The organism is Ascidiimonas meishanensis, assembly GCF_037782385.1.
GTDB lineage: Bacteria > Bacteroidota > Bacteroidia > Flavobacteriales > Flavobacteriaceae > Ascidiimonas > Ascidiimonas meishanensis.
Window position 1 is genome coordinate 204,197 of sequence record NZ_JBBEXD010000001.1, and the last position, 19,424, is coordinate 223,620.

15 protein-coding genes are annotated in these 19,424 nt (G+C 33.9%); 3 read left to right on the forward strand and 12 right to left on the reverse strand.

The window, feature by feature from the left end; translation table 11 throughout:
* Nucleotides 1-218 precede the first annotated feature (218 nt).
* Both WBG07_RS00820 and WBG07_RS00825 read left to right on the forward strand, forming a co-directional pair.
* Nucleotides 219-830 (forward strand): DEAD/DEAH box helicase, encoded by a 612-nt coding sequence (locus WBG07_RS00820; protein WP_340198578.1) that lies wholly within the window; start codon nucleotides 219-221, stop codon nucleotides 828-830.
* Nucleotides 831-1,092: 262 nt separating this feature from the next.
* Nucleotides 1,093-1,953 (forward strand): sigma-70 family RNA polymerase sigma factor, encoded by an 861-nt coding sequence (locus WBG07_RS00825; RefSeq protein WP_340198579.1) that lies wholly within the window; start codon nucleotides 1,093-1,095, stop codon nucleotides 1,951-1,953.
* A gap of 85 nt (nucleotides 1,954-2,038) precedes the next feature.
* Here WBG07_RS00825 and WBG07_RS00830 read toward each other — a convergent pair whose 3' ends face one another.
* Nucleotides 2,039-4,531 carry an ABC transporter permease gene (locus tag WBG07_RS00830; protein ID WP_340199314.1) on the reverse strand — a complete coding sequence of 831 codons (2,493 nt, stop codon included), beginning with the start codon at nucleotides 4,529-4,531 and terminating at the stop codon, nucleotides 2,039-2,041.
* A gap of 47 nt (nucleotides 4,532-4,578) precedes the next feature.
* Entirely contained in the window at nucleotides 4,579-5,268 is a 690-nt protein-coding gene (locus tag WBG07_RS00835; protein WP_340198580.1) for an ABC transporter ATP-binding protein, read from the reverse strand.
* Nucleotides 5,269-5,293: 25 nt separating this feature from the next.
* Here WBG07_RS00835 and WBG07_RS00840 point away from each other — a divergent pair, with 25 nt between their 5' ends.
* Nucleotides 5,294-6,040: an arylesterase gene (locus WBG07_RS00840; RefSeq protein ID WP_340198581.1), complete on the forward strand. Its 747-nt coding sequence runs from the start codon at nucleotides 5,294-5,296 to the stop codon at nucleotides 6,038-6,040.
* A gap of 55 nt (nucleotides 6,041-6,095) precedes the next feature.
* On the opposite strand, the gene WBG07_RS00845 is transcribed toward WBG07_RS00840, so the two are convergent.
* The 10 genes from WBG07_RS00845 to WBG07_RS00890 form a co-directional block, all read right to left on the reverse strand.
* Nucleotides 6,096-7,409 carry a DEAD/DEAH box helicase gene (locus tag WBG07_RS00845; RefSeq protein WP_340198582.1) on the reverse strand — a complete coding sequence of 438 codons (1,314 nt, stop codon included), beginning with the start codon at nucleotides 7,407-7,409 and terminating at the stop codon, nucleotides 6,096-6,098.
* A 5-nt stretch (nucleotides 7,410-7,414) separates the two neighbouring features.
* A complete protein-coding gene (locus WBG07_RS00850) occupies nucleotides 7,415-8,746 on the reverse strand; it encodes a DEAD/DEAH box helicase (RefSeq protein ID WP_340198583.1) in 1,332 nt (443 codons plus the stop codon).
* 47 nt (nucleotides 8,747-8,793) lie between these two features.
* A complete protein-coding gene (locus WBG07_RS00855; RefSeq protein ID WP_340198584.1) occupies nucleotides 8,794-9,096 on the reverse strand; it encodes a KTSC domain-containing protein in 303 nt (100 codons plus the stop codon).
* A gap of 267 nt (nucleotides 9,097-9,363) precedes the next feature.
* The gene (locus WBG07_RS00860) at nucleotides 9,364-9,555 is read right to left on the reverse strand and encodes a cold-shock protein (RefSeq protein ID WP_340198585.1); all 192 of its coding nucleotides are present in this window, start codon (nucleotides 9,553-9,555) and stop codon (nucleotides 9,364-9,366) included.
* Between the two features lie 322 nt (nucleotides 9,556-9,877).
* The gene (locus WBG07_RS00865; RefSeq protein WP_340198586.1) at nucleotides 9,878-10,120 is read right to left on the reverse strand and encodes a cold-shock protein; all 243 of its coding nucleotides are present in this window, start codon (nucleotides 10,118-10,120) and stop codon (nucleotides 9,878-9,880) included.
* Between the two features lie 39 nt (nucleotides 10,121-10,159).
* Complete coding sequence (locus tag WBG07_RS00870; RefSeq protein ID WP_340198587.1) at nucleotides 10,160-11,104, reverse strand: fatty acid desaturase family protein; 945 nt, start codon at nucleotides 11,102-11,104, stop codon at nucleotides 10,160-10,162.
* Nucleotides 11,105-11,917: 813 nt separating this feature from the next.
* Nucleotides 11,918-13,285 carry a CotH kinase family protein gene (locus WBG07_RS00875; RefSeq protein WP_340198588.1) on the reverse strand — a complete coding sequence of 456 codons (1,368 nt, stop codon included), beginning with the start codon at nucleotides 13,283-13,285 and terminating at the stop codon, nucleotides 11,918-11,920.
* Nucleotides 13,286-13,478: 193 nt separating this feature from the next.
* On the reverse strand, nucleotides 13,479-14,264 hold the full coding sequence (locus tag WBG07_RS00880) for a hypothetical protein (RefSeq protein WP_340198589.1): 786 nt from the start codon (nucleotides 14,262-14,264) through the stop codon (nucleotides 13,479-13,481).
* Between the two features lie 170 nt (nucleotides 14,265-14,434).
* Nucleotides 14,435-16,261 carry a T9SS type B sorting domain-containing protein gene (locus tag WBG07_RS00885; protein ID WP_340198590.1) on the reverse strand — a complete coding sequence of 609 codons (1,827 nt, stop codon included), beginning with the start codon at nucleotides 16,259-16,261 and terminating at the stop codon, nucleotides 14,435-14,437.
* Nucleotides 16,262-16,564: 303 nt separating this feature from the next.
* Nucleotides 16,565-19,405, reverse strand: coding sequence for a glycoside hydrolase family 31 protein (locus tag WBG07_RS00890; protein WP_340198591.1), 2,841 nt, complete (start codon nucleotides 19,403-19,405; stop codon nucleotides 16,565-16,567).
* Nucleotides 19,406-19,424: the final 19 nt, after the last annotated feature.

Genomic DNA, 19,424 nt, shown 5'->3' on the forward strand with positions numbered 1-19,424 from the left:
AATAGCTAAGTCTTCTTTTTTATATTTATGGTATTGTGCAACGCTGTTCTCTTTTACTATTCTTTTAGACGATATTTACCTGCTTTTGCATTTTATTTAATTAGGGAGGAGGCATTCATCCTGCTATATTTTTTAAATAGGCCATTCTAAAGAAACTACGGTATATTTGCCTTTTAAGAGTATCTATATTTTATAATTTAATTTCAGCAGTAAACGCTATGTCATTCAAAAAATTGCACCCCTATTTGCTTGAAACATTACAACATTTTTCTATAGAAACCCCTACCCCTTTTCAAAAAAATAGTATTCCTGTAATTAAAAGTGGTGCGAATGTATTTTGTACAGCGCCAAAAGATAGTGGAAAAACGACTACCTTAATACTAACCACCCTTCAGAAACTCAATTGCCAGCCTGAGGGAAACGCACCAAGAGCAATTGTTATGGTTGAAAATAAGACAAAAGCACTAGAATTATACAATGCATTTTTAGCCTATACAAAGTACAATTCACTTAGGGTATATGTAGGATACACAGAGCTGCATATTGATATTCAAAAGTCGGAGATTTTTGAAGGAATAGATATTCTTATTACTACTCCAAAAAGCTTGCATAAACTATTTTTGTTAAATGGCGTAAGTACTTCTCAATTAAAAATATGTAGTATAGATGATGGGGAATTTTTAATTCAGAAATCAGAATATGCAGCTATAATTGCAATTACGCAAAGTATCAAAAAATGTCAATACGTTATCTATTCAGAAAATCTGCACCCCACATTAAAACGTTTTGAGCAGTACTTTATGGAACACGCCAGACGGGTTCAAGAGTAAGAAACTCATTGTATTCTGATTCATATCAAGGTGCGACATCTAAAATTTTTGGTAATCTCGAGTCATAATCAACCCATAAATTACCATTATCTAAGAATTTCCTGTGAAGTTGAATTAATTCTATTATTTCTGATGGTTTTATGAATTTCTAGTGATCCCATGAAAATGTTTTTAAAAAAAAATCAAAGAAACCTCCATTTTACTAGGAATTCTGTAAAAAAAGTTTAGATTGTAGTAAAGAATGTTTAATTAAAATAAATATATGAGGCAACTTAAGATCACTAAACAAATTACAAACAGAGATACCAAGTCATTAGAAAAGTACTTTCAAGAAATATCAAAAATTGATTTAATTACCGCAGAAGAGGAGGTGGAACTGGCAAGAAGAATACGTGAAGGAGATCAAATTGCCCTTAATAAGTTAGTAAATGCAAATTTACGTTTTGTAGTTTCGGCCGCAAAACAATATCAAGGAAGCGGCATACGGCTTTCTGATTTAATCAACGAAGGAAATATTGGGTTGGTGAAAGCAGCCAAACGTTTTGATGAAACCCGTGGTTTCAAATTTATCTCCTATGCCGTATGGTGGATAAGACAATCAATATTACAAGCGATGTCTGAACATTCGCGGATGGTTAGATTACCCTTGAATAAAATTAGTGAAATTAGTAAAATAAAAAAGGTATATTCTTCTTTAGAACAGACCTATCAACGACCTCCAAGTGCTGTTGAAATTGCAAGAGAACTTGATATGAGTGCTGCTCAAGTTAAACTTGCAGTAAAAAATACAGGAAAGCATTTATCTATGGATGCCCCTTTTCAAGAAGGGGAATCTTCTAATTTATATAATGTAATAAAATCTACAGGAGCCATTAGTCCTGATGCTAAAATGATGCAAGATTCACTTAGAACAGATATCCATCAAATGTTGAAAGTGCTTCCAAGTAGAGACAGTGAAATTATACGCCTGTATTATGGTATAGGAGAAAAAAGTCCTAAAACCTTAAGTGAGATTGGTGAACTCTTTGATATCACCAGAGAACGGGTAAGACAAATTAGAGAAAAAGCGATCCGGATTTTAAAAAACAAATCACATAACGAAGTTTTAAAAGCTTATTTATAAGCTATAGCAGTATTTGATATAATTGCAGACAACACAACACCCAATCAAGTGTATATCTGCAATTATATCAAAGTTATTGTATTGACTAAGTTTCTCTTCTCAACACCTCTAATGGCGAACTTCTTAGAACACTCTGAATATTGCTTAAGCCTATGGCTAGTACCAAGAGTGAAATGCCGGGTAAAATTACCAGAAACGGAATTACTGAAGGTACAAAAGGTTCTTTAAAAACTAATATCGCCAACAGTAAACTACTTATGAGTGCCAAAAGAATTCCCAGTAAACTGCCTAAACTACCTAAAAACAAATACTCTAACGCAGAGATTTTTAGTATTTGAGTATTCTTAGCTCCCAATGTTCTTAGTAATACACTTTCTTTGATACGTTGATATTTACTATTGCGAACAGATCCTATTAAGACAATAATACCGGTAAGCATACTAAAGAAAGCCATAAAGTTAACAATCCATGAAATCTTGTCTAAGATATCTTCTACGATGGTATATACCTGTCTAAGATCTATAACAGATACATTTGGAAATTTTGACACCAAATCACGTTGTAAAACTGCAGAACTTTCTTCATTGGGTGCATAGGTGGTTAATACATTAAACTGGGGTGCATTTTCCAATACTCCTTTTGGAAACACAATCAAAAAATTAAGTTGTAAGCGAGCCCAATCTACTTTTCTTATACTGCCTACCGTAGTTTCCATTAGTACACCTTGCACATTGAAAACAACAGTATCTCCAACCGCTAGATCTGCATCCCTAGCCAAATTATCTGAAATGGATATTTGAATAGTCTCTTCCGGCTTTTTAACCGGAATCCACTTCCCTTCTATAAGCTCTTCAGATTCAATAAGGGTATCTCTATAAGTAGTTCTAAATTCATGATTTAAAATCCATTCTTTAACTTGCTTTGTACTATCCTTTCGTATTGTATTTGCTAATTCTCCTTTAATACTGTGAATACGCATAGTAACTAAAGGAATATTGTCAATAATAGTTAAGTTATTTGCTTCAAAGGTTTTTTCAATATCCATACGTTGGTCATTTTGGACGTCTAATGCAATAAGGTTTGCGTTTACAGAAGTTTCTTCAAGGTCTGTTTTGGCTAGTAAAATGTCTTTGGTAAAATACAACGTACTTATTAGAAAAGTACCTAAACCAATAGCAACTAGTAATACCACAGTTTGATTATTTGGGCGGAACAAGTTTAATAGACTTTGACGAATGGTGAAACCTGCATTTTTTGGAAAATAGGTTTTAACAGCCTTCATTGCTACTAATGCAATACCTCCCAAAATACCAAATGTCACTAAAATTCCAATTATAAATGTAAGCGCAAACAGTGCATCTTTAAGTAACCAAAATGAAAATAAATAGAGGAATAAAATAATTATTGAAAAGACAAAAAATCTTGCTTTTTTAGGTTTTTCTAAAGAAGTTCCTCCTATGCGGAGTACTTCTAAAGGAGAAACATACCAAGTACGCATTAGGGGTAATAATGCAAACAATACAGACATAATAAAACCGAGTAAAACACCCATAACTAAAGGCTTTAACGTGATACTGATTTCAATATTAAACGGTAAAAATTCCTTTAAAATGTAGGGAAAAAGCTCTTGAAGACCTACACCAATAAAAGTCCCTATAAAACCTCCTACGATACCAATTCCTGAAATTTGCAAAAGAAAAATTAAAAAACTTTGTTTTCTTGTAGCTCCCATACATTTTAATACAGCTACCGCTTTTAATTTTTCTTTGATATAAATATTCACAGAACTTGCAATACCTACACACCCCAGTAATAAGGCAATAAAAGCTGCTAGATTTAAAAACTTACTCACATTAGCATACCGCTGCCCTAAACGTCTACTAGTGGTTGTATGGGTATCTAAATCGGCTTTTTCTGCATCAAGCATAGGCTGTAACCGGTCTTCTAACTGATCTAAATCTATTCCTGGTGCTTTGTAGAAAAATTGATACTCTTTACGACTACCGAATTGCAAAAGCTTCGTCTGCTTTATATAACGATAGGGAATAACAATTGTGGGGGCTACTGACGTAGAAATAGCGGTACTGCCAGGAATGGCTTTTAATGCCCCTGAAATAGGTAAGGTCACCTCACCTATTTTGATAGAATCTTCCGGTTTAATACCAAACTGTAACATTAAAGTGGCGTCTACCAATGCGCCTCCAGATTCTTGGTAATTAGCAGCAGCAGAGATAGGCTGGGTATCAATAGTACCATAAAACGGAAAATCACCTTTTAGACCTCTAACACGTGCCAATTTGGTACCTCCATTCTTTGGAAAGGCAATCATTGAGACAAAGTTTATCTCAGAAGCATCTGGTTTTAAAGAATCAATAATCACTTGCGCACGTTTATTAGGAAGTTGCCTGCTGTCAATAATAAAATCGGCACCCATCAAAGCTTTAGATTGTCGCTGTATATTATCTTTTAAATTCTCACTAAATAGTTGAATAGATACCACGGCTGCAATTCCTAAAATAATAGAAGCCATAAAAAGAAGTAATCTTATCCTGCTCGCCTTTGCATCACGCCATGCCATTTTAAAAAGCCATGCTGTGCTGCCTTTTGATGTGAAAATTGTTTTATTCAAAATAGTACTGTGGGTTGATTCGTAATTATTTGCCCGCCTTTTAATCGTAATATTTGCTGGGTTCTTCTAGCTAAATCTAAATCGTGAGAAATAATCACTAAAGTAGTTCCTGCCTCTTTATTAAGCTCAAAGAGTAATTGAATTACTTTTTCTCCAGTTTCTTCATCTAAATTTCCGGTAGGCTCATCAGCAAATAAAATAGAAGGCGTATTTGAGAATGCTCTCGCCAAGGCTACACGTTGTTGTTCTCCTCCTGATAATTGAGAAGGATAATGATGCAAACGATCTATTAATCCTACTTTGTCTAGCAATGCTTTGGCTTTTTTAACTGCATCTTTCGCACCTTGTAATTCTAACGGTACACTCACATTTTCAATTGCGGTAAGAGTTGGTAGTAATTGAAAATTTTGAAAAATAAAACCCACTTCTTTATTACGCAATTGTGCTCTTTCATCTTCATTCAACGTATTTAAATCATACCCACATAATTCTACTGTACCAGCATCGGGCTTATCTAAACCAGCGCATAAGCCCAGTAAAGTTGTTTTTCCACTTCCGGAAGGTCCTATTATGGAAAAAGTTTGTCCTTTTTCAACTTCAAAAGAAACATTTTGTAAGACCGTTAATTGTTTTGAACCGCTAGTATATGTTTTTTCTAGCCCGCTAATCTTTAATATCTTTGGCATATAAACTTAAAATTATTTTCAACTCATGCATAAGCTTAAAAATATACAAACGTTTTTAAATACAGTGCATTCTATTCAATGGAACTTCTTAAAGTTTTGTTATTTTACCATTCCTTTTGTTTTACTTTCCTGTGGCAATGGAACTAACTCTAAAGAAAAAACAGCACTGGATACCCCAACAACTAATACTTCTACGATTACTGAAGCAAGTACAAAAAAAACGATTCTTTGTTTTGGAGACAGTATTACAGCCGGCTATGGTCTGGATGATAGTAATGACGCATTCCCTGGTGTACTGCAATCTAAACTAGATTCCTTAGGCTTAGATTATGTGGTTGTGAATTCAGGATTAAGCGGCGAAACTACCGCGGGTGGTAGAAGTAGAATAAAATGGGTACTAAATCAAGATTTTGATATTTTTCTTTTAGAACTAGGTGCTAATGATGGATTACGAGGAGTTCCTTTAGCTGAAACCAGATCCAACTTACAGGCTATTATTGATGCGGTACGCGATAAAAACCCTCATACTACTATTATTTTAGCGGGTATGGAATTACCTCCTAATATGGGACAGGAGTATACTTCTGAATTCAGATCAATTTTCTCCGACCTTGCTAAAAAGAATGATTTAGCGTTTATTCCATTTATATTAAAAGATGTTGGTGGTATTGCTGAATTAAATCAAGGGGATGGTATACACCCTACTATTGAAGGTCATAAAATTGTAGCAAATACCGTTTGGGAAGTTTTAGAAACGGTAATCAAGCTATAAGGAAAGAATATAAATGAGTTAACTGAATCTCAGATTACCATAAAATATCTTTAAGTTATAGAACTTTCACCCGAATTTTTTTCTTTTTTAACCGGGTATTATTCAATTTTTCTACCAATTCATCAGCAATAGTTAATGGAACTGCAACAAAGGCGCAATCTTGCTTTAGCTCAATAATACCAAGTTGGACTTTTTGAATTGCACCTTGTTTAAAAAATAGCCCTGCAATATCACCTTTGGAAATTTTATCCTTTCTACCTCCAGATATAAATAAAGTTTCCCAATAGGGTTCTTTATAGGTTGCTTTCTGAGTGATATTGACTTCTTTAATATTTTTAATGAATTCTGGTAGCAGCTCTTTTTCCCATTTCAAAACGTAGGCAGTACCGTGGGCTTCCACTCTAGCTGTTCTTCCATTTCTATGAATAAATTCTTCTTCATGTCTTGGTAGCTCATAATGAACAATATAATTTATTTCTGGAATATCAATACCTCTGGCAGCCAAATCTGTAGCAAGTAATACTTGAGAGGTACCGTTTCTAAATTTAATTAAAGCCCGTTCTCTTTCTTTTTGCTCCATCCCACCAGAAAAGCAAGCGTGACTAATTTTATTGCGTTCTAAAAAAGTACTAACCTGATCAATACTATCTCTTAGATTACAGAAAATAATTCCACGTTCAGCACCAATATGCAGTACCAATTGCAATAAAGTCTTTAATTTGTTCTTGTCTTTAGAGAGAACGGTTTTAACCGTAAGTTTTGAAGGTGTTTTTTCTTTTAAATAATTAATGATAGTTGGCTTATCTAACCTTACAAAACTAGGAATAGTTACGCCTTGAGTCGCTGAGGTAAGAATTCGTTTATTTATGGTTGGTAACTGACTAATAATGCCTTTCATTTCATCTTCAAAGCCAACCTCTAAAGACTTATCAAACTCATCTAGTACAAGCATTTTAATACCTGTTTTAGAAAACCGATTACTATCAAAGTGATCTAATATTCTGCCTGGTGTTCCTATTAAAATAGCAGGAATATGTTTCATTTCAATTTTGTCTTTAGACATGGGCCTGCCGCCATATACGGCATTCACTTTATAACCAGATCCCATGGAGCGAATTACTTGCTCAATTTGAATGGCTAATTCACGTGATGGTACCAGAATTAATGCTTGAACCTCTTTAGATTCAGAATCTAAGGATTCAATTAATGGTAATGAAAATGCCAATGTTTTGCCTGTTCCGGTTGGTGAAAGCAGTATCGTATTGGTGCTGCTTTTAATAACAGAAACAGCTTCCTTTTGCATGGAATTTAAGGCGTGAATATTTAACTTTGTTAAAATATCCTGTTGGTTTTTAATACTATCTGCCATGCTGATTATTTCTTTTTAGAATCTTCAGGTTTAAGATTACCCGTACGAGCTTGAGCTAAGTAATTTGCTAATATTTTATCTACTAGCTCCTCTTTGGTTAAGTGATGAAATATAGTTTTAACTTTAGTTTTTAGGTTTTCAGAAACTTCCCGATCCGGTTTTGTTTTAAAAATTTTTCGAGCCCAAAGCACTGCATTGTTTTCTTCAATAGCAAGGGCATCAGCTTTGGTCATTTCAAAAAAAGTAATGCCTAATTCCTTTTCTAAATCTGGAATCTCGTTTACTTCCTCTTCTTGAATGATGCTTAAAGAAAGCCCCTTAGCTCCTGCTCTAGCCGTACGCCCACTTCTATGCACATAGGTTTCATAAGTGTCTGGCAAATGATAGTTTACCACATAAGTTATTTCTTTAACATCTATGCCACGCGCTGCTAGATCTGTAGCTACTAAAATTTTAATATGTCCATCACGAAATTGGCCCATAACCCGATCTCTAATTCCTTGCGATAAACTACCGTGTAATGCTCCAGAGGAAAATTTATTTATTGCTAGGTTTTTGGCAAGTTTATTAACAGCCGCTTTTGTTTTACAAAATATAATACCCTGTTTTCCTTCTTTTGTGTTTAAGAAGTGCATTAAAATCTCTAATTTTTCAATGGGCTGTACCACTAGATATTGGTGATCTATACCTTGATGCCCAACTGTGGCCATATCTGCTTCTATATGTAACACATTTTTTGACAGATAGTTTTGAACTAATTGTTTTATAACCCCTGGTAAGGTAGCCGTGAAGAGTAAGGTTCTACTAGTTTTGGGAATCTCTTTAGTAATCGTATCTAGTCCATCTTTTAAAGCAGTGACCATTTCATCTGCTTCATCCAACACCAAATATGAAGTGTTTTTAATAGTAATTGCTTCTCGTTGTATTAAATCAATCAAACGCCCAGGTGTAGCTACAATTATGTGAGTGTCCTTTTTTAAACGTTCTATTTGAGGTTTTATAGGAATACCCCCGCAAACAGAAGCTATGGAGATTTTTGGTATGTGTACTGCAAAATCATTTAGACTCTTATAAATCTGTTGTCCTAGTTCTCTTGTAGGTGCTAAAATAACTGCCTGAATAGTGGTGTTATCTACATCAATAAGTTGTAGTAATGGCAACCCAAATGCCGCAGTTTTACCTGTACCTGTTTTTGCTAATGCTACTAAATCTTCTTTTTGATTTAAGATAACAGGAATTACCTTTTCTTGGATGCTTGTAGGTTGCTTAATGTTTAAGGTTTCTAATGCCTTAATTAAAAAAGCATCTATACCTAAACCTTGAAATGTATGCGCCATATTTTTAACAATTCAATATTATTTTTTTCTTATGAAATCCGTATTTTTTAGTTCACTTCTTGAAATATTCGTTTAGATTTTCGGAAGCTATATTTTTGGTAAATAGTACGTTTTGCTAAACGATTCATGCTTCCTGCATTTATTATTTTGAGATAAACCCGTTTAGTGCCCCCAAAAAACTCATAGATTGTTCCATTTGTAAAGCTAATCTCTAGTAATAAGCCTTTATGCTGGTGATCTACAATTGATGCATTTAACATGGTCGCTGTATGCTGGTAATTTTTTTCCATTGTCTCCGAAGCTACACGAACCAAAAAGTGATAACCATCTATAATTTTACGGCTTTGCATTTCTTCCTCTTACCGCAATGCATCTTCTTCTTGAAATTTATCTGGATTCTATTTTTTTATTAAGTCTCTATAACTCTTTTTACGTAGTTTAAGATCAATTCCTTTTCTACGCCAAATAATTTCTTATAATTATGAATTCCTTTTAGAATCAGAGCTTAGCTTTATGCGCAAAACTACCTATTTTTAATAGATCTGATGGGTTTATTAAGCAATAAAAAAGCCCATCAATTAAGATGGACTTTCTTTAAAAATATCAGGTATGTATTTTTAGCTCACTTTTACGTTTACTGCATTCAATCCTTTATTTCCTTCTTGTAGGTCAAATATAACCTCATCACCTTCTCTAATTTCGTCTATTAATCCCGAAACGTGTACAAAGTGATCTTTTTCAACTCCTTCTTCCGTGATAAATCCAAAACCTTTAACATCGTTGAAAAATTTTACTGTTCCTTTACTCATTTTAATGTAATTTAATTTATTAATGTTTAATACTGTGCAAAGATGATGCCAATAAATCACATTACAATGAATTATTCTATTTATTATTCATTTTTATGATCTAAAAAGTAATATTTCATAAAAAACTAGACTCAATGTTCACCTTTTTTGATTCTATCAGTTCAATTGTGTAAATGATAGCGCTTTGAAATCGTTACTAGAAATGATTAATAATGGTTCTTTTGTGTAATAACACAATGTGAAATTTAACAGAATTGTGGGAATATATACTAAAAAAAACCTTCAAATAAGATAGATTCCATCTTATTCTAAGTATCTATTATTACACCAAACGCACTCTTACAGCACTTAATCCTTTATCACCTTTTTCTATCTCAAACGCTACTTGGTCTTTTTCTTTAATCTTATCGATGAGATTTGTTGAATGTACAAAGATCTCTTCTTCCGTATCTTTAAGTTTTATAAAACCGAATCCTTTGGTATTATTGAAGAATTTTACGGTTCCCTCTTTCATTTGAGTTACTTTATTAGGTTTAAATAACTTATTTATAAATTGTTTTATCATGAGTTGTTTATGCTTAATTAATAAATAATAGTACGAAATTTACTTTTTGCCCAAAATACGAAGCATTTTGGTGTGATCCCAAATAGCATGAACAAGGGATGTTTTCACGTGATAGGGCATTCCGAATTCTTGCGCAGTTTCCGACACAATCTTTGTTAATTTTTTATAATGCACATGACATACATCTGGTAATACATGATGCTCAATCTGATAATTTAAGCCTCCTATAAGCCAAAATAAAAGATTGCTTTTTGGAGAAAAATTACTGGTGGTAGCCAATTGATGCCCATACCAGTTATCATTTATCAAACCATCTCCATCAGGTAACGGAAAGTCATTAACAGGCATAATATGTGCTATCTGAAAAACGATGCTTACTAAAAGACCCGTAACAAAGTGCATGCATATAAATGCCAACAATACAAGCCACCAAGAAAATGATAACATAACCATAGGAAGTATAAGTGCATAGGAATAATAAAATAGCTTCCACATAATCATGCTTATGAGTGTTTTGTTGTATTCATTTTTTTTGCCTAAAAACCCCATGTTTTTGTAGCGTTTTAAGCGTACAAAATCTTTTGTGGTAATCCATGAAATTGTAGAAATTCCATAAAAAAACCAGATATAAAGGTGCTGAAACTGATGTATCCAATAATGTTTAGCATGTGGCGAGAATCTCAGAAAAAAAGGCGCATTTAAATCATCATCAGCATTGTCAATATTAGTATAGGTGTGGTGTAAAACATTATGCTGTATTCTCCAAACTGTTGCATTGGCTCCTATAAGATTAAATGTATAACCTAAAAGAATATTGATCTTCTTATTTTTTGAATACGAGCCATGAATTGCATCATGCATAACCCCCATACCTATTCCAGCCATTCCCAATCCACTTAATATATAGAGTAAAAAAAGCATCCATACATTAGTGACTATCCCAGATGAAAGTATCACTAGTGGTAAAAAGAATAATGATAGCATAACCACCGTTTTTACGACCATAGTTGCATTGGCGTTCCGACTCTTGTTATGGGTTTTGAAATATTTGTTTACCCTATTTCTCAACGTTTTTGAAAAGTTAGGATTTATGTCTCTTGAAAATTTTGGAGTATCTATACCGTTATTTTTTTATATTATTTATTCAACTTCAAATACAGTACGTCATTTAAAGTAAAAAGAAGTAGTCCTTTATTTTTAAACTGCTAACTTTTGCTTCGAAGCTTTTTTGACAAATCAGACTAATATGACTGAACTCTATCTATTAAAAAAAGAAGAAAGCAAAAGATTATTTAAGATGGTAAGAAATTAAAAAAATGAAGAGCTATCTAAATAATTAATACTACAAAGGTAGGTTAAATTAATATTAGTTTTTCCTAAAATAAGTTAAATAACTGATAATCAAATTTATATGTATGCCTGGAGACTTAATTGACGTGAGTTCAATCTAATTTCAGTTTATATTTTAATCTTAAATAGGGTCTTTGAATTACAATAATAAGGGAACCAAAAGAAAAGACAATTTCAAACTGAGTTTTTAATTCTTATTTACGTTGAATTGACGTTAATTATTAACTTTCATTAATAGACTAACGACTAAAAAAATTAGTAGTGATTGTTCAACCAGTTCAAAACGAAGATAAATTTGAAAATTTTAGGTATCAATAGACTCAAAAAGTCTATCAAAATATTGATTTATGGTTTAATACAAATCTGAGATTTAGTTTTACAATTCTATATTAGAACAAAACATTGAGTAACCAGCGAATATTATAGGATTATCAAAAGTATTTTAATTTATAAACCTGCAATCTCAGTATCTAACCAACTAAGCCTGTCTTTTATCCAATTTTTAAGGTACTCTTCTTCTTCTTCATAGGTGTTACCAACAAAGTTATTAGGAATTATATATGTTCCTAGAACAACCCATTTTTTAAAATTTTCTTTGATCCCTCCAGACAATGTAAGCGTTTCTACATAGGTATCTATCCTTTGTAAAATAGCAGCCTCAGAAAATTCGCCACCTCGCAAGTCTGCCCAACGAGCTTTTAGTTGCGTAACAAAAGCGGGGTCTTGCAATAAACGATCCCACCAAAAAGGAAGTAACCAAAAATCATTAGGGCAACGTTCATTAAATTTATAAGTCCAAACATTAGTTAGACCACCACCACAATAATTTGCATTCCCAAAAGCTATATTAAAATCCCATATAGGGCCCATTTTAAGCTTCTCGTTTTTATCTTTAACCAACCACGTACTTAGTCTATAACCGTCTACATTATTTGACAACTCATTTAATAAAAAGAAATCAATAAAACTTTGGGTGTCAATATATGCGGCATATCCTGTGTCTGGATCTTTAAAGTCACTGCTAGATAATGCATTTTCAAAGGAAGACATATAGTTACTTATATATACTCGCTGTTCTGTTGTAATATCTTCCTCGTCTGGGGTATCATACGAAAATCGTATTTGTTGTCCAGAATTCGCGTTAAGAGGTTCATAATTAGATATGAAAGAATTTGCAGGTGTATATGAGAATGGAGCAGAACCATCCGCTTTATCAAGCTTAAGAATATATCCCCCTGTAAGGTCTTCTCCACTATTCTCATCTTCTTTTAGCTTGTTAATGTCAATGCGATTATTGTCTCTTTTCAGTTTTTCCATTAACACATAAACTCCGTTGTAGGATTCATTAATATAGACATCTACAAATTTTGTTCTACTTGTATAGCGCCCTATTGCTCTGGATAAATCATAAATAAGAACATTTCTTATTAACGACTTATCACTATAAGGGGCATGTAATATCCAATCTTCTTCTTCGGGGAAACCAAGTAAAGAAACGTCTATATCTTCGTTGGCTGCATCTCTGGTTTCTAATCCAAATTGTTTTTTAGGATAAAACTGCGACGTAGCTCCTCTTATTTCTATCCCTATAGCTCCTTCATAATCTATTTCATCATTTACGGTAATAGTCATTTGAGCATTGATCTTTGGTTCATCAACAATTACTCCTCCATTTGTATTTATAGATACCCTGGGAAGTCTATTTTCAGGGAGTATTTCCTCCTCCGGAGGATCTGTGATAGTTGTTTCCTTTGAACAAGAAAAAATTACAAACATCAATAAACTAAGCAAACACAGATTTGAAAAACTTCTCATTAAATTAAAATTTTGATTGACTAAAACGTTAAAAATACCCAATACGGATTTTGAGGCTAAATAGAAAATGTTATTATAAAAAATCTTACCATATTAGTATGAAAATTACAAAAATAATTTAACAAACAACTCGTATTATAAGAATTTTTTAAGCTATAATAGATATTTCTTTAAATTAAGAAAGTTTAATCTTTCATAATTTAGGCCATTTTAGATTACGATTTTGCTCTTTATCAGTTGTTTTTGTGCGCTGACGTATGTTTCTCTGATTTTCTATTGCACGCTGATTTGTACTACTGCCTATGTTGGTACTTAGCTCCAGAGGTAAGCTAAATGCCTGTAAGGATCTTTCAGAAATAGGAATAATTCTTGTTCCTGCTTGATTTGTACTTTGTTCAGAAAATAATCCAGGGACTATAAGAGAATCATTAGGTTGTATTCCAACGTGATTTATGCTTTGTTGCTGAGATGAGTTCAATCCTGAGAAATACTGCCCAGCTCTTGGGGCGAGTCTTATTTTTCTAGAACTTTCAGGTGAATTTAAATCTAGGCTTTGATTTAAGGGTATACTAAGTGCTTGCAAAGACGCTTTTGTAATTTGGTTAAAATTCTCCATTTTTCTATTTAAACTCGGTGCTCTCATGGATTTATAATCTTGAAAAGCTCCTCCAAGTCTTACCCTATTCTGCCTCGTTGTTTGTTGAGAAAGGAAACCTGTTCCCTGTAATGATTTCTGAGGTATTGGTGCCAAAATTTCTCTTTCTTGATTTGAATCAGCAGCTTGAATTTTTCTTTTTTCTGGAGATTTGCTAAGCGATTGGAAAAACCGGTCTGGTCTATATATAGGTGTTGTTCTATTTTGGGCTGTTCCTTGGTCTGGAGGCAAGCTAAGCGCTTGTAAAGTCTCCATAGGGCTCGCGGCCAGTGTTACTCTACTTTGATCTCTAAACGGTGTCTGTCTTGTTTCTCTTTTTCTCATCAAAACTACTTTCTTTTTACAGAAGTATCAATACAGACTCATTTCCCCCAATAGAATTCATTAACTAAAAAATATATTGAATTTGCTATAATTAGACGTAGCTTCTAAAGAATGTATGATCTGTAAAAATCATTTCGAATCTAATTAAAATAAGTGCCAGAGCAGTAGTTTCAACGTTTGAGAGTAATATGCCCCGTATAAACCTGCCCTTCAATTAGAATACGGTACCAATAATCAGTTGATGGAAGCTTTTTATTATTAAACGTACCATCCCATTTAAAAGGAACATTATTTGCTGATTTTAAAAGTTTCCCATAGCGATCAAAAATAAAGACTTGTGAAGAGCCATAGAATTCAATATCTTTTAAATTAAAGGTGTCGTTAATCCCATCATTATTGGGTGTAAAATACTTAGGAATATAGAAATGTAGGTGTCGTGTGCTCACTTCAAAATCACACTCCTGCTCTTTTACGTAAATGGTATACCAACCTGCTTCTATAGCATAAAACACATTGTTAGATTGAAAGCTAATTCCATCCAAAGAATATAAAAAATCACCGGAATTCGCAGTAAAAACTATCATATCAATTCCATCTGAAACTACGGATTCAATAATAGGTGCTTCTGAGATAGTCACCGTGTAAATTATCTTTTCAAAAGAACAATTTCCATCAAAAATCTCTACAGAATACTCGCCCAAGGTATCAACCTGAATACTTTCCGTTATGGCACCTGTACTCCAAAGATAGGTAGGTGTTTGAAAATTGGTATCTGCTTGCAATACGAGTTCATTACCACATAAAATACGTGTCTCTTCAAAAATAGTTTCTGGTTTAGTGCCCGTTACCTCCCAACTACAACTGCTGTTGTTAAAGCTAGCGGTTTCCCAACATTCAACGATAGGAAGCGGTGGTTGCGTACCTGTCACTTCCCATGCACAGACGCTGTTATTAAAAGTAGCGGTTTCCCAACACGCTGTCAACGGAACCTCAGGTTGCGTTCCAGAAATGTCCCAAGAACATGTTGCATTATTAATAGTTGCTGTCTCCCAGCAAGCCAAGGATGGTGCGGGTGGCAATTGGTTGATTATAACCTGATAGTTATCTGAAAACGAAATACATTGAGGATTGCCTATATTGATAGCAAATTCAGCAACTTTTACTCTATAAAATCTAGAAATAGTAGTAGAAACGAATAAATTTTCATTTATTTCACCAACTAGATCTGTCCAGTTAATACCATCTGTACTTTCTTGCCATTGATAAAAATGGCTACTGTATACAGAAAAATCAGGGGTTGCCGTTAGGGTGGTTGCAAATGGAGTTTGCGTGCTGCACAATGCTGTAGTAGTTATGTTTGAAGAATCAGTAATTATCACCTCATCTCCGCAAGATTTAAACTCAATATCATCAATGGCCAAATCGTTACCGCAACCACCACTACCATTATTAATCATTTTTAAAATCACTTGATTTTGTCCTGCTAAAGTTTGAAAAACGAGCCCATACTTTTCCCATTCTGGAATTGCATTTTCCAAAATATCACCTGTATTACCACTCGCCAATAAAACAATATCTGTAATATCCCAGATTTCAAAACTTACATTAACGGGGATAGCAATCCCTTGATTGACGCAAAAACCAGGTACTTTCACTAAATTTAGCAGCCATGCAGAAAATTCATAGGTTGTAGCTTCGCAGAGTCCAGAAATAGTTGTTCTATAAAATTCTCCCGGGGTAAATCCAGCATTTACAATAAGACATTTTCCGTTCACGTCACCCGGTGTATGGTCTTCAAGTTGATGCCAATCAAAAGCATTTCCGAAAGTACCATTGGAGACTGTATAAAAGCCATCATCAGGAAAGGCGTTCGTATAGGCATAAGTAGTTGTGCCTGATGGTAAAGAATTGAACCCAATGCCAGTTCCAAAGGTTTCTGTAAAAATAGCATCTCCTGAATTTCCATTACAAAAACCTAGTTGCCCGTGTACACGCACGAGTACAAAACATGATAAAACAAACGATAAAAAGAAGCTTTTTTTAACGATATCGAATTTATTAAGTAGAATTTCTATAATTAAATACGATATTACTAAAAAATATCAGATATATTGGATTATTACATAAATTATATACCCATACAAAAACTATACAGGCTTTAGTTACTTTCTAATATATTGAATTGTAAAGAAAACCTATTGTCAATTAGAGACAATAGGTTTTTATATGACATTATTTCCTTCAACAATAAGAGTTCCATTCAAAATTGAATGATGCTCTATCAAAATTATGGTATCACTTTAATAATCAATAGTAACGCTAATTTTAGATTTATTATCGATTATTTTCACTACTACTTTTTGGTTGGTAGCATCATAGCAGTATGCATTGGTTTTAGAACTTTCCATCTTTTGTTGCGTAACAGCAGTTAGCTTTTTACCATTTACGGTGATCCCTGCATTTGCATTAGTGATGCCAAGAAAAGAGGTATAAAAGTACTTTTCTGTGGGTTTAAAGTTGTCATACGTTCTATTAAAAATAACCTCTTTACCGTTTGTATTGTTTTGAGATGTAATAGTGGTGGTTCGATAAGCTGGATTTTTCAGGTCTAAAGCATCCATGGTTGTTTTATCATCCAAGTACAGTTGATAACTGCTATCTTTTCCTGGATAAAAATAAAAATTAAGATAGTTTTCTGACAATTCTCCTACGTATTGTTCTAACTCTCGCACTGGAAGAATAGCCCCTTCCCTAATATAGATAGGCACCAAATCAAGTGGAACATACCATGAATACGCTTCACCACCTGAAGTAGGAAGAGGAAGTACTCCTCCTTGAATATCAAAAACATACCATTGGCTGTTTGCTGGTAAATAGACTTCTTTATCCCAATTCTGGTCAGTCACCGGTGCAACTAACAGGTCTTTTCCAATAAAAAATTGTTGATCTGCATAAGAAAAGACATTGATATCTTCCACCTCATTTAGGAATAGAGCCCTTGCAATTGGCATTCCGGTTTGGGTATTTTCAAACATGCTATCGTAAAACAATTGTAGTAATTGATACCGGATGTTAATATATTTTCTACAATTGCTAGGGACTGGTTCTCCATATCTAAAAGGCTCTTGGAACGCTTTCGTATATCCGTCATAATGATTTCTATACCAAGGTAAAAAAGCTCCCATAGTCATCCAACGAGTATAGAGTTCATATTCTGTAACGCCTTGTCCTACACTACCTGATCCATTAGCAAAACCTCCTATGTCGCATCCGGAGATAGGCATTCCGGTGAGCCCAATGTTTAATACTTCTGGTATATTTATTTTTAAGAAATCCCAGCTTGAAGCAGAGTCTCCTGTCCAAATTCCGGCGTACCTATGAGCCCCAGCAAATCCTCCACGAGAAATAATGAAATTTCGTTTGTTTTCATTGTAAAGTCCATTATAAGCATTACTGCTTTTTAGTTTAGTCAAACCTTCATAAGTAGCTTGTACCAAATTAAGTGAAAATGCATTATGAATCTTTGCATTAGGTTGATATTCCTCGGTTACCTTATCATACATCATTAAATCTAAAGGAAGGGTTTTGTCTTGATTTCCATTGTCTACATTAGGTACTACTGCTGGGCATGTCATATCCTGCCAGATCATATCTAAGCCTTGGCGTAACAGATAGTCATATTGTTCTCCCCAATATTCCTGAACAGCTTCCTGACCCATATCAGAATAAAACCCATAGGTGCCGAGTGCATTTTGACCATTAGGATATCCTGGTGAAGGGTAGTTTTTCTGGTAAGGGTTAAAACCATTATTCTCTCCGTAACTTTCATTAGCTAAAAAGATGGCCGGGTCTTCCCCTCCTCCATAGCGCGTATTAAAGATAAAGGCTTCTAATGCTCCGGGTTTGTAGGTAGATTGTGTAGCTTGATTTGGATTGAGATTTAAAAGATTATCCCTAGTTGGATAAGGCGTATCTGTATTTCCATTTTCATCATACGGATTTGCAGTGATGATTCCAGTAATATTGGTACTACATTTAAAACCTTGTTGATGTAACTGATCAAACATTTGTTTCACATTTGGAAACTTTACATCACTACTGGTGAAAGTACGGTAGTTATTTTGAAAATCTACATCAATATGGAGTCCGTCTATAGGAATTTTTTGCTGGCGATACTCATTAGCAATGTTTTCTAAAATACTTCGGTCGTAATATCCGTAACATCCTTGCTGATAGCCAAAGGCATACATTGGGGGCATGGCAGAAGCACCTGTTAACTGAGAATATTGTTTTAAAACACTCGCAACTATATTCTGACTGGCATCATTAGGATTTCCAACCATAATGTAATAATCCAATTCTCCATAGAGTGCTCCAAAATAATATTTCCCATCCATATCTGAATAATCATTAGAGCCCATATTGAAATAGGATTGCGAAACATTGTCAAAATAGATTCCATAGGCATATTCTATACCATCATTTCCTTTTCCAAGAGCTAATGTATAAGGCATAGAATTGTATAATGGACCTGTTGGATTCAAAGGGCCACCGTCATTATTTTCTGGAACTACCTTACTGCCATCGGCGGCGATATCATTATAAGTAAAGTTGTCATAATTGAAAAAAGTCATCGTGAATTTTTTCTTGTCAATTTGCGATCCTGCCTTTTCTCCAAATCCAAAATAACTTTCGTTATCTGGAGATTTTTTTAGGTTGGCAACAGCTTCATTACTAAAAACAATATTTTTAGCATAGGTGTCTTCTGTAATTACTTTGCCATCTTTTTGAACCGATATTCCGTAAGGGTTGAGACCTACAAAAACATCTATATCTCCAGTTGAAATCTGTAATGTACCTCCATTATCTGATAGTTTTTTAATGATAGGAGTTACAGTTCCTAAATTTCTATCCACCACAGCATAAGAATTGTCTTTGCTGTAATCAGGATTCACTACAGGATTAAAACGCACCCGTAAAGCCGTGGTAGATAAAAACGAAATTTTAATTTGATACCCGAGGTCGTTCGTTAATAGAATGTTTTGATTATCTAATTTTTGATAGGAAACAGCGCCTATTTGATTCCATCCACTTACATTAGGTTGAAATTCATCAACCTGAACAAATTTGAATTGTGCCATGAGCTATTTGTATTGGTAG

Coding starts and splice junctions, on each gene's coding strand:
- WBG07_RS00855 (WP_340198584.1), bottom strand. CDS start 9,096: ATGCAAAGCCGTAAAATTATAGATGGTTATCACTTTTTGGTTCGTGTA.
- WBG07_RS00870 (WP_340198587.1), bottom strand. CDS start 11,104: ATGCTATCATTATTCTTTTTACCACTAGTGATACTTTCATCTGGGATA.
- WBG07_RS00860 (WP_340198585.1), bottom strand. CDS start 9,555: ATGAGTAAAGGAACAGTAAAATTTTTCAACGATGTTAAAGGTTTTGGA.
- WBG07_RS00850 (WP_340198583.1), bottom strand. CDS start 8,746: ATGGCGCATACATTTCAAGGTTTAGGTATAGATGCTTTTTTAATTAAG.
- WBG07_RS00820 (WP_340198578.1), top strand. CDS start 219: ATGTCATTCAAAAAATTGCACCCCTATTTGCTTGAAACATTACAACAT.
- WBG07_RS00875 (WP_340198588.1), bottom strand. CDS start 13,285: ATGAGAAGTTTTTCAAATCTGTGTTTGCTTAGTTTATTGATGTTTGTA.
- WBG07_RS00880 (WP_340198589.1), bottom strand. CDS start 14,264: ATGAGAAAAAGAGAAACAAGACAGACACCGTTTAGAGATCAAAGTAGA.
- WBG07_RS00835 (WP_340198580.1), bottom strand. CDS start 5,268: ATGCCAAAGATATTAAAGATTAGCGGGCTAGAAAAAACATATACTAGC.
- WBG07_RS00825 (WP_340198579.1), top strand. CDS start 1,093: ATGAGGCAACTTAAGATCACTAAACAAATTACAAACAGAGATACCAAG.
- WBG07_RS00865 (WP_340198586.1), bottom strand. CDS start 10,120: ATGATAAAACAATTTATAAATAAGTTATTTAAACCTAATAAAGTAACT.
- WBG07_RS00845 (WP_340198582.1), bottom strand. CDS start 7,409: ATGGCAGATAGTATTAAAAACCAACAGGATATTTTAACAAAGTTAAAT.
- WBG07_RS00840 (WP_340198581.1), top strand. CDS start 5,294: ATGCATAAGCTTAAAAATATACAAACGTTTTTAAATACAGTGCATTCT.
- WBG07_RS00830 (WP_340199314.1), bottom strand. CDS start 4,531: ATGGCATGGCGTGATGCAAAGGCGAGCAGGATAAGATTACTTCTTTTT.
- WBG07_RS00890 (WP_340198591.1), bottom strand. CDS start 19,405: ATGGCACAATTCAAATTTGTTCAGGTTGATGAATTTCAACCTAATGTA.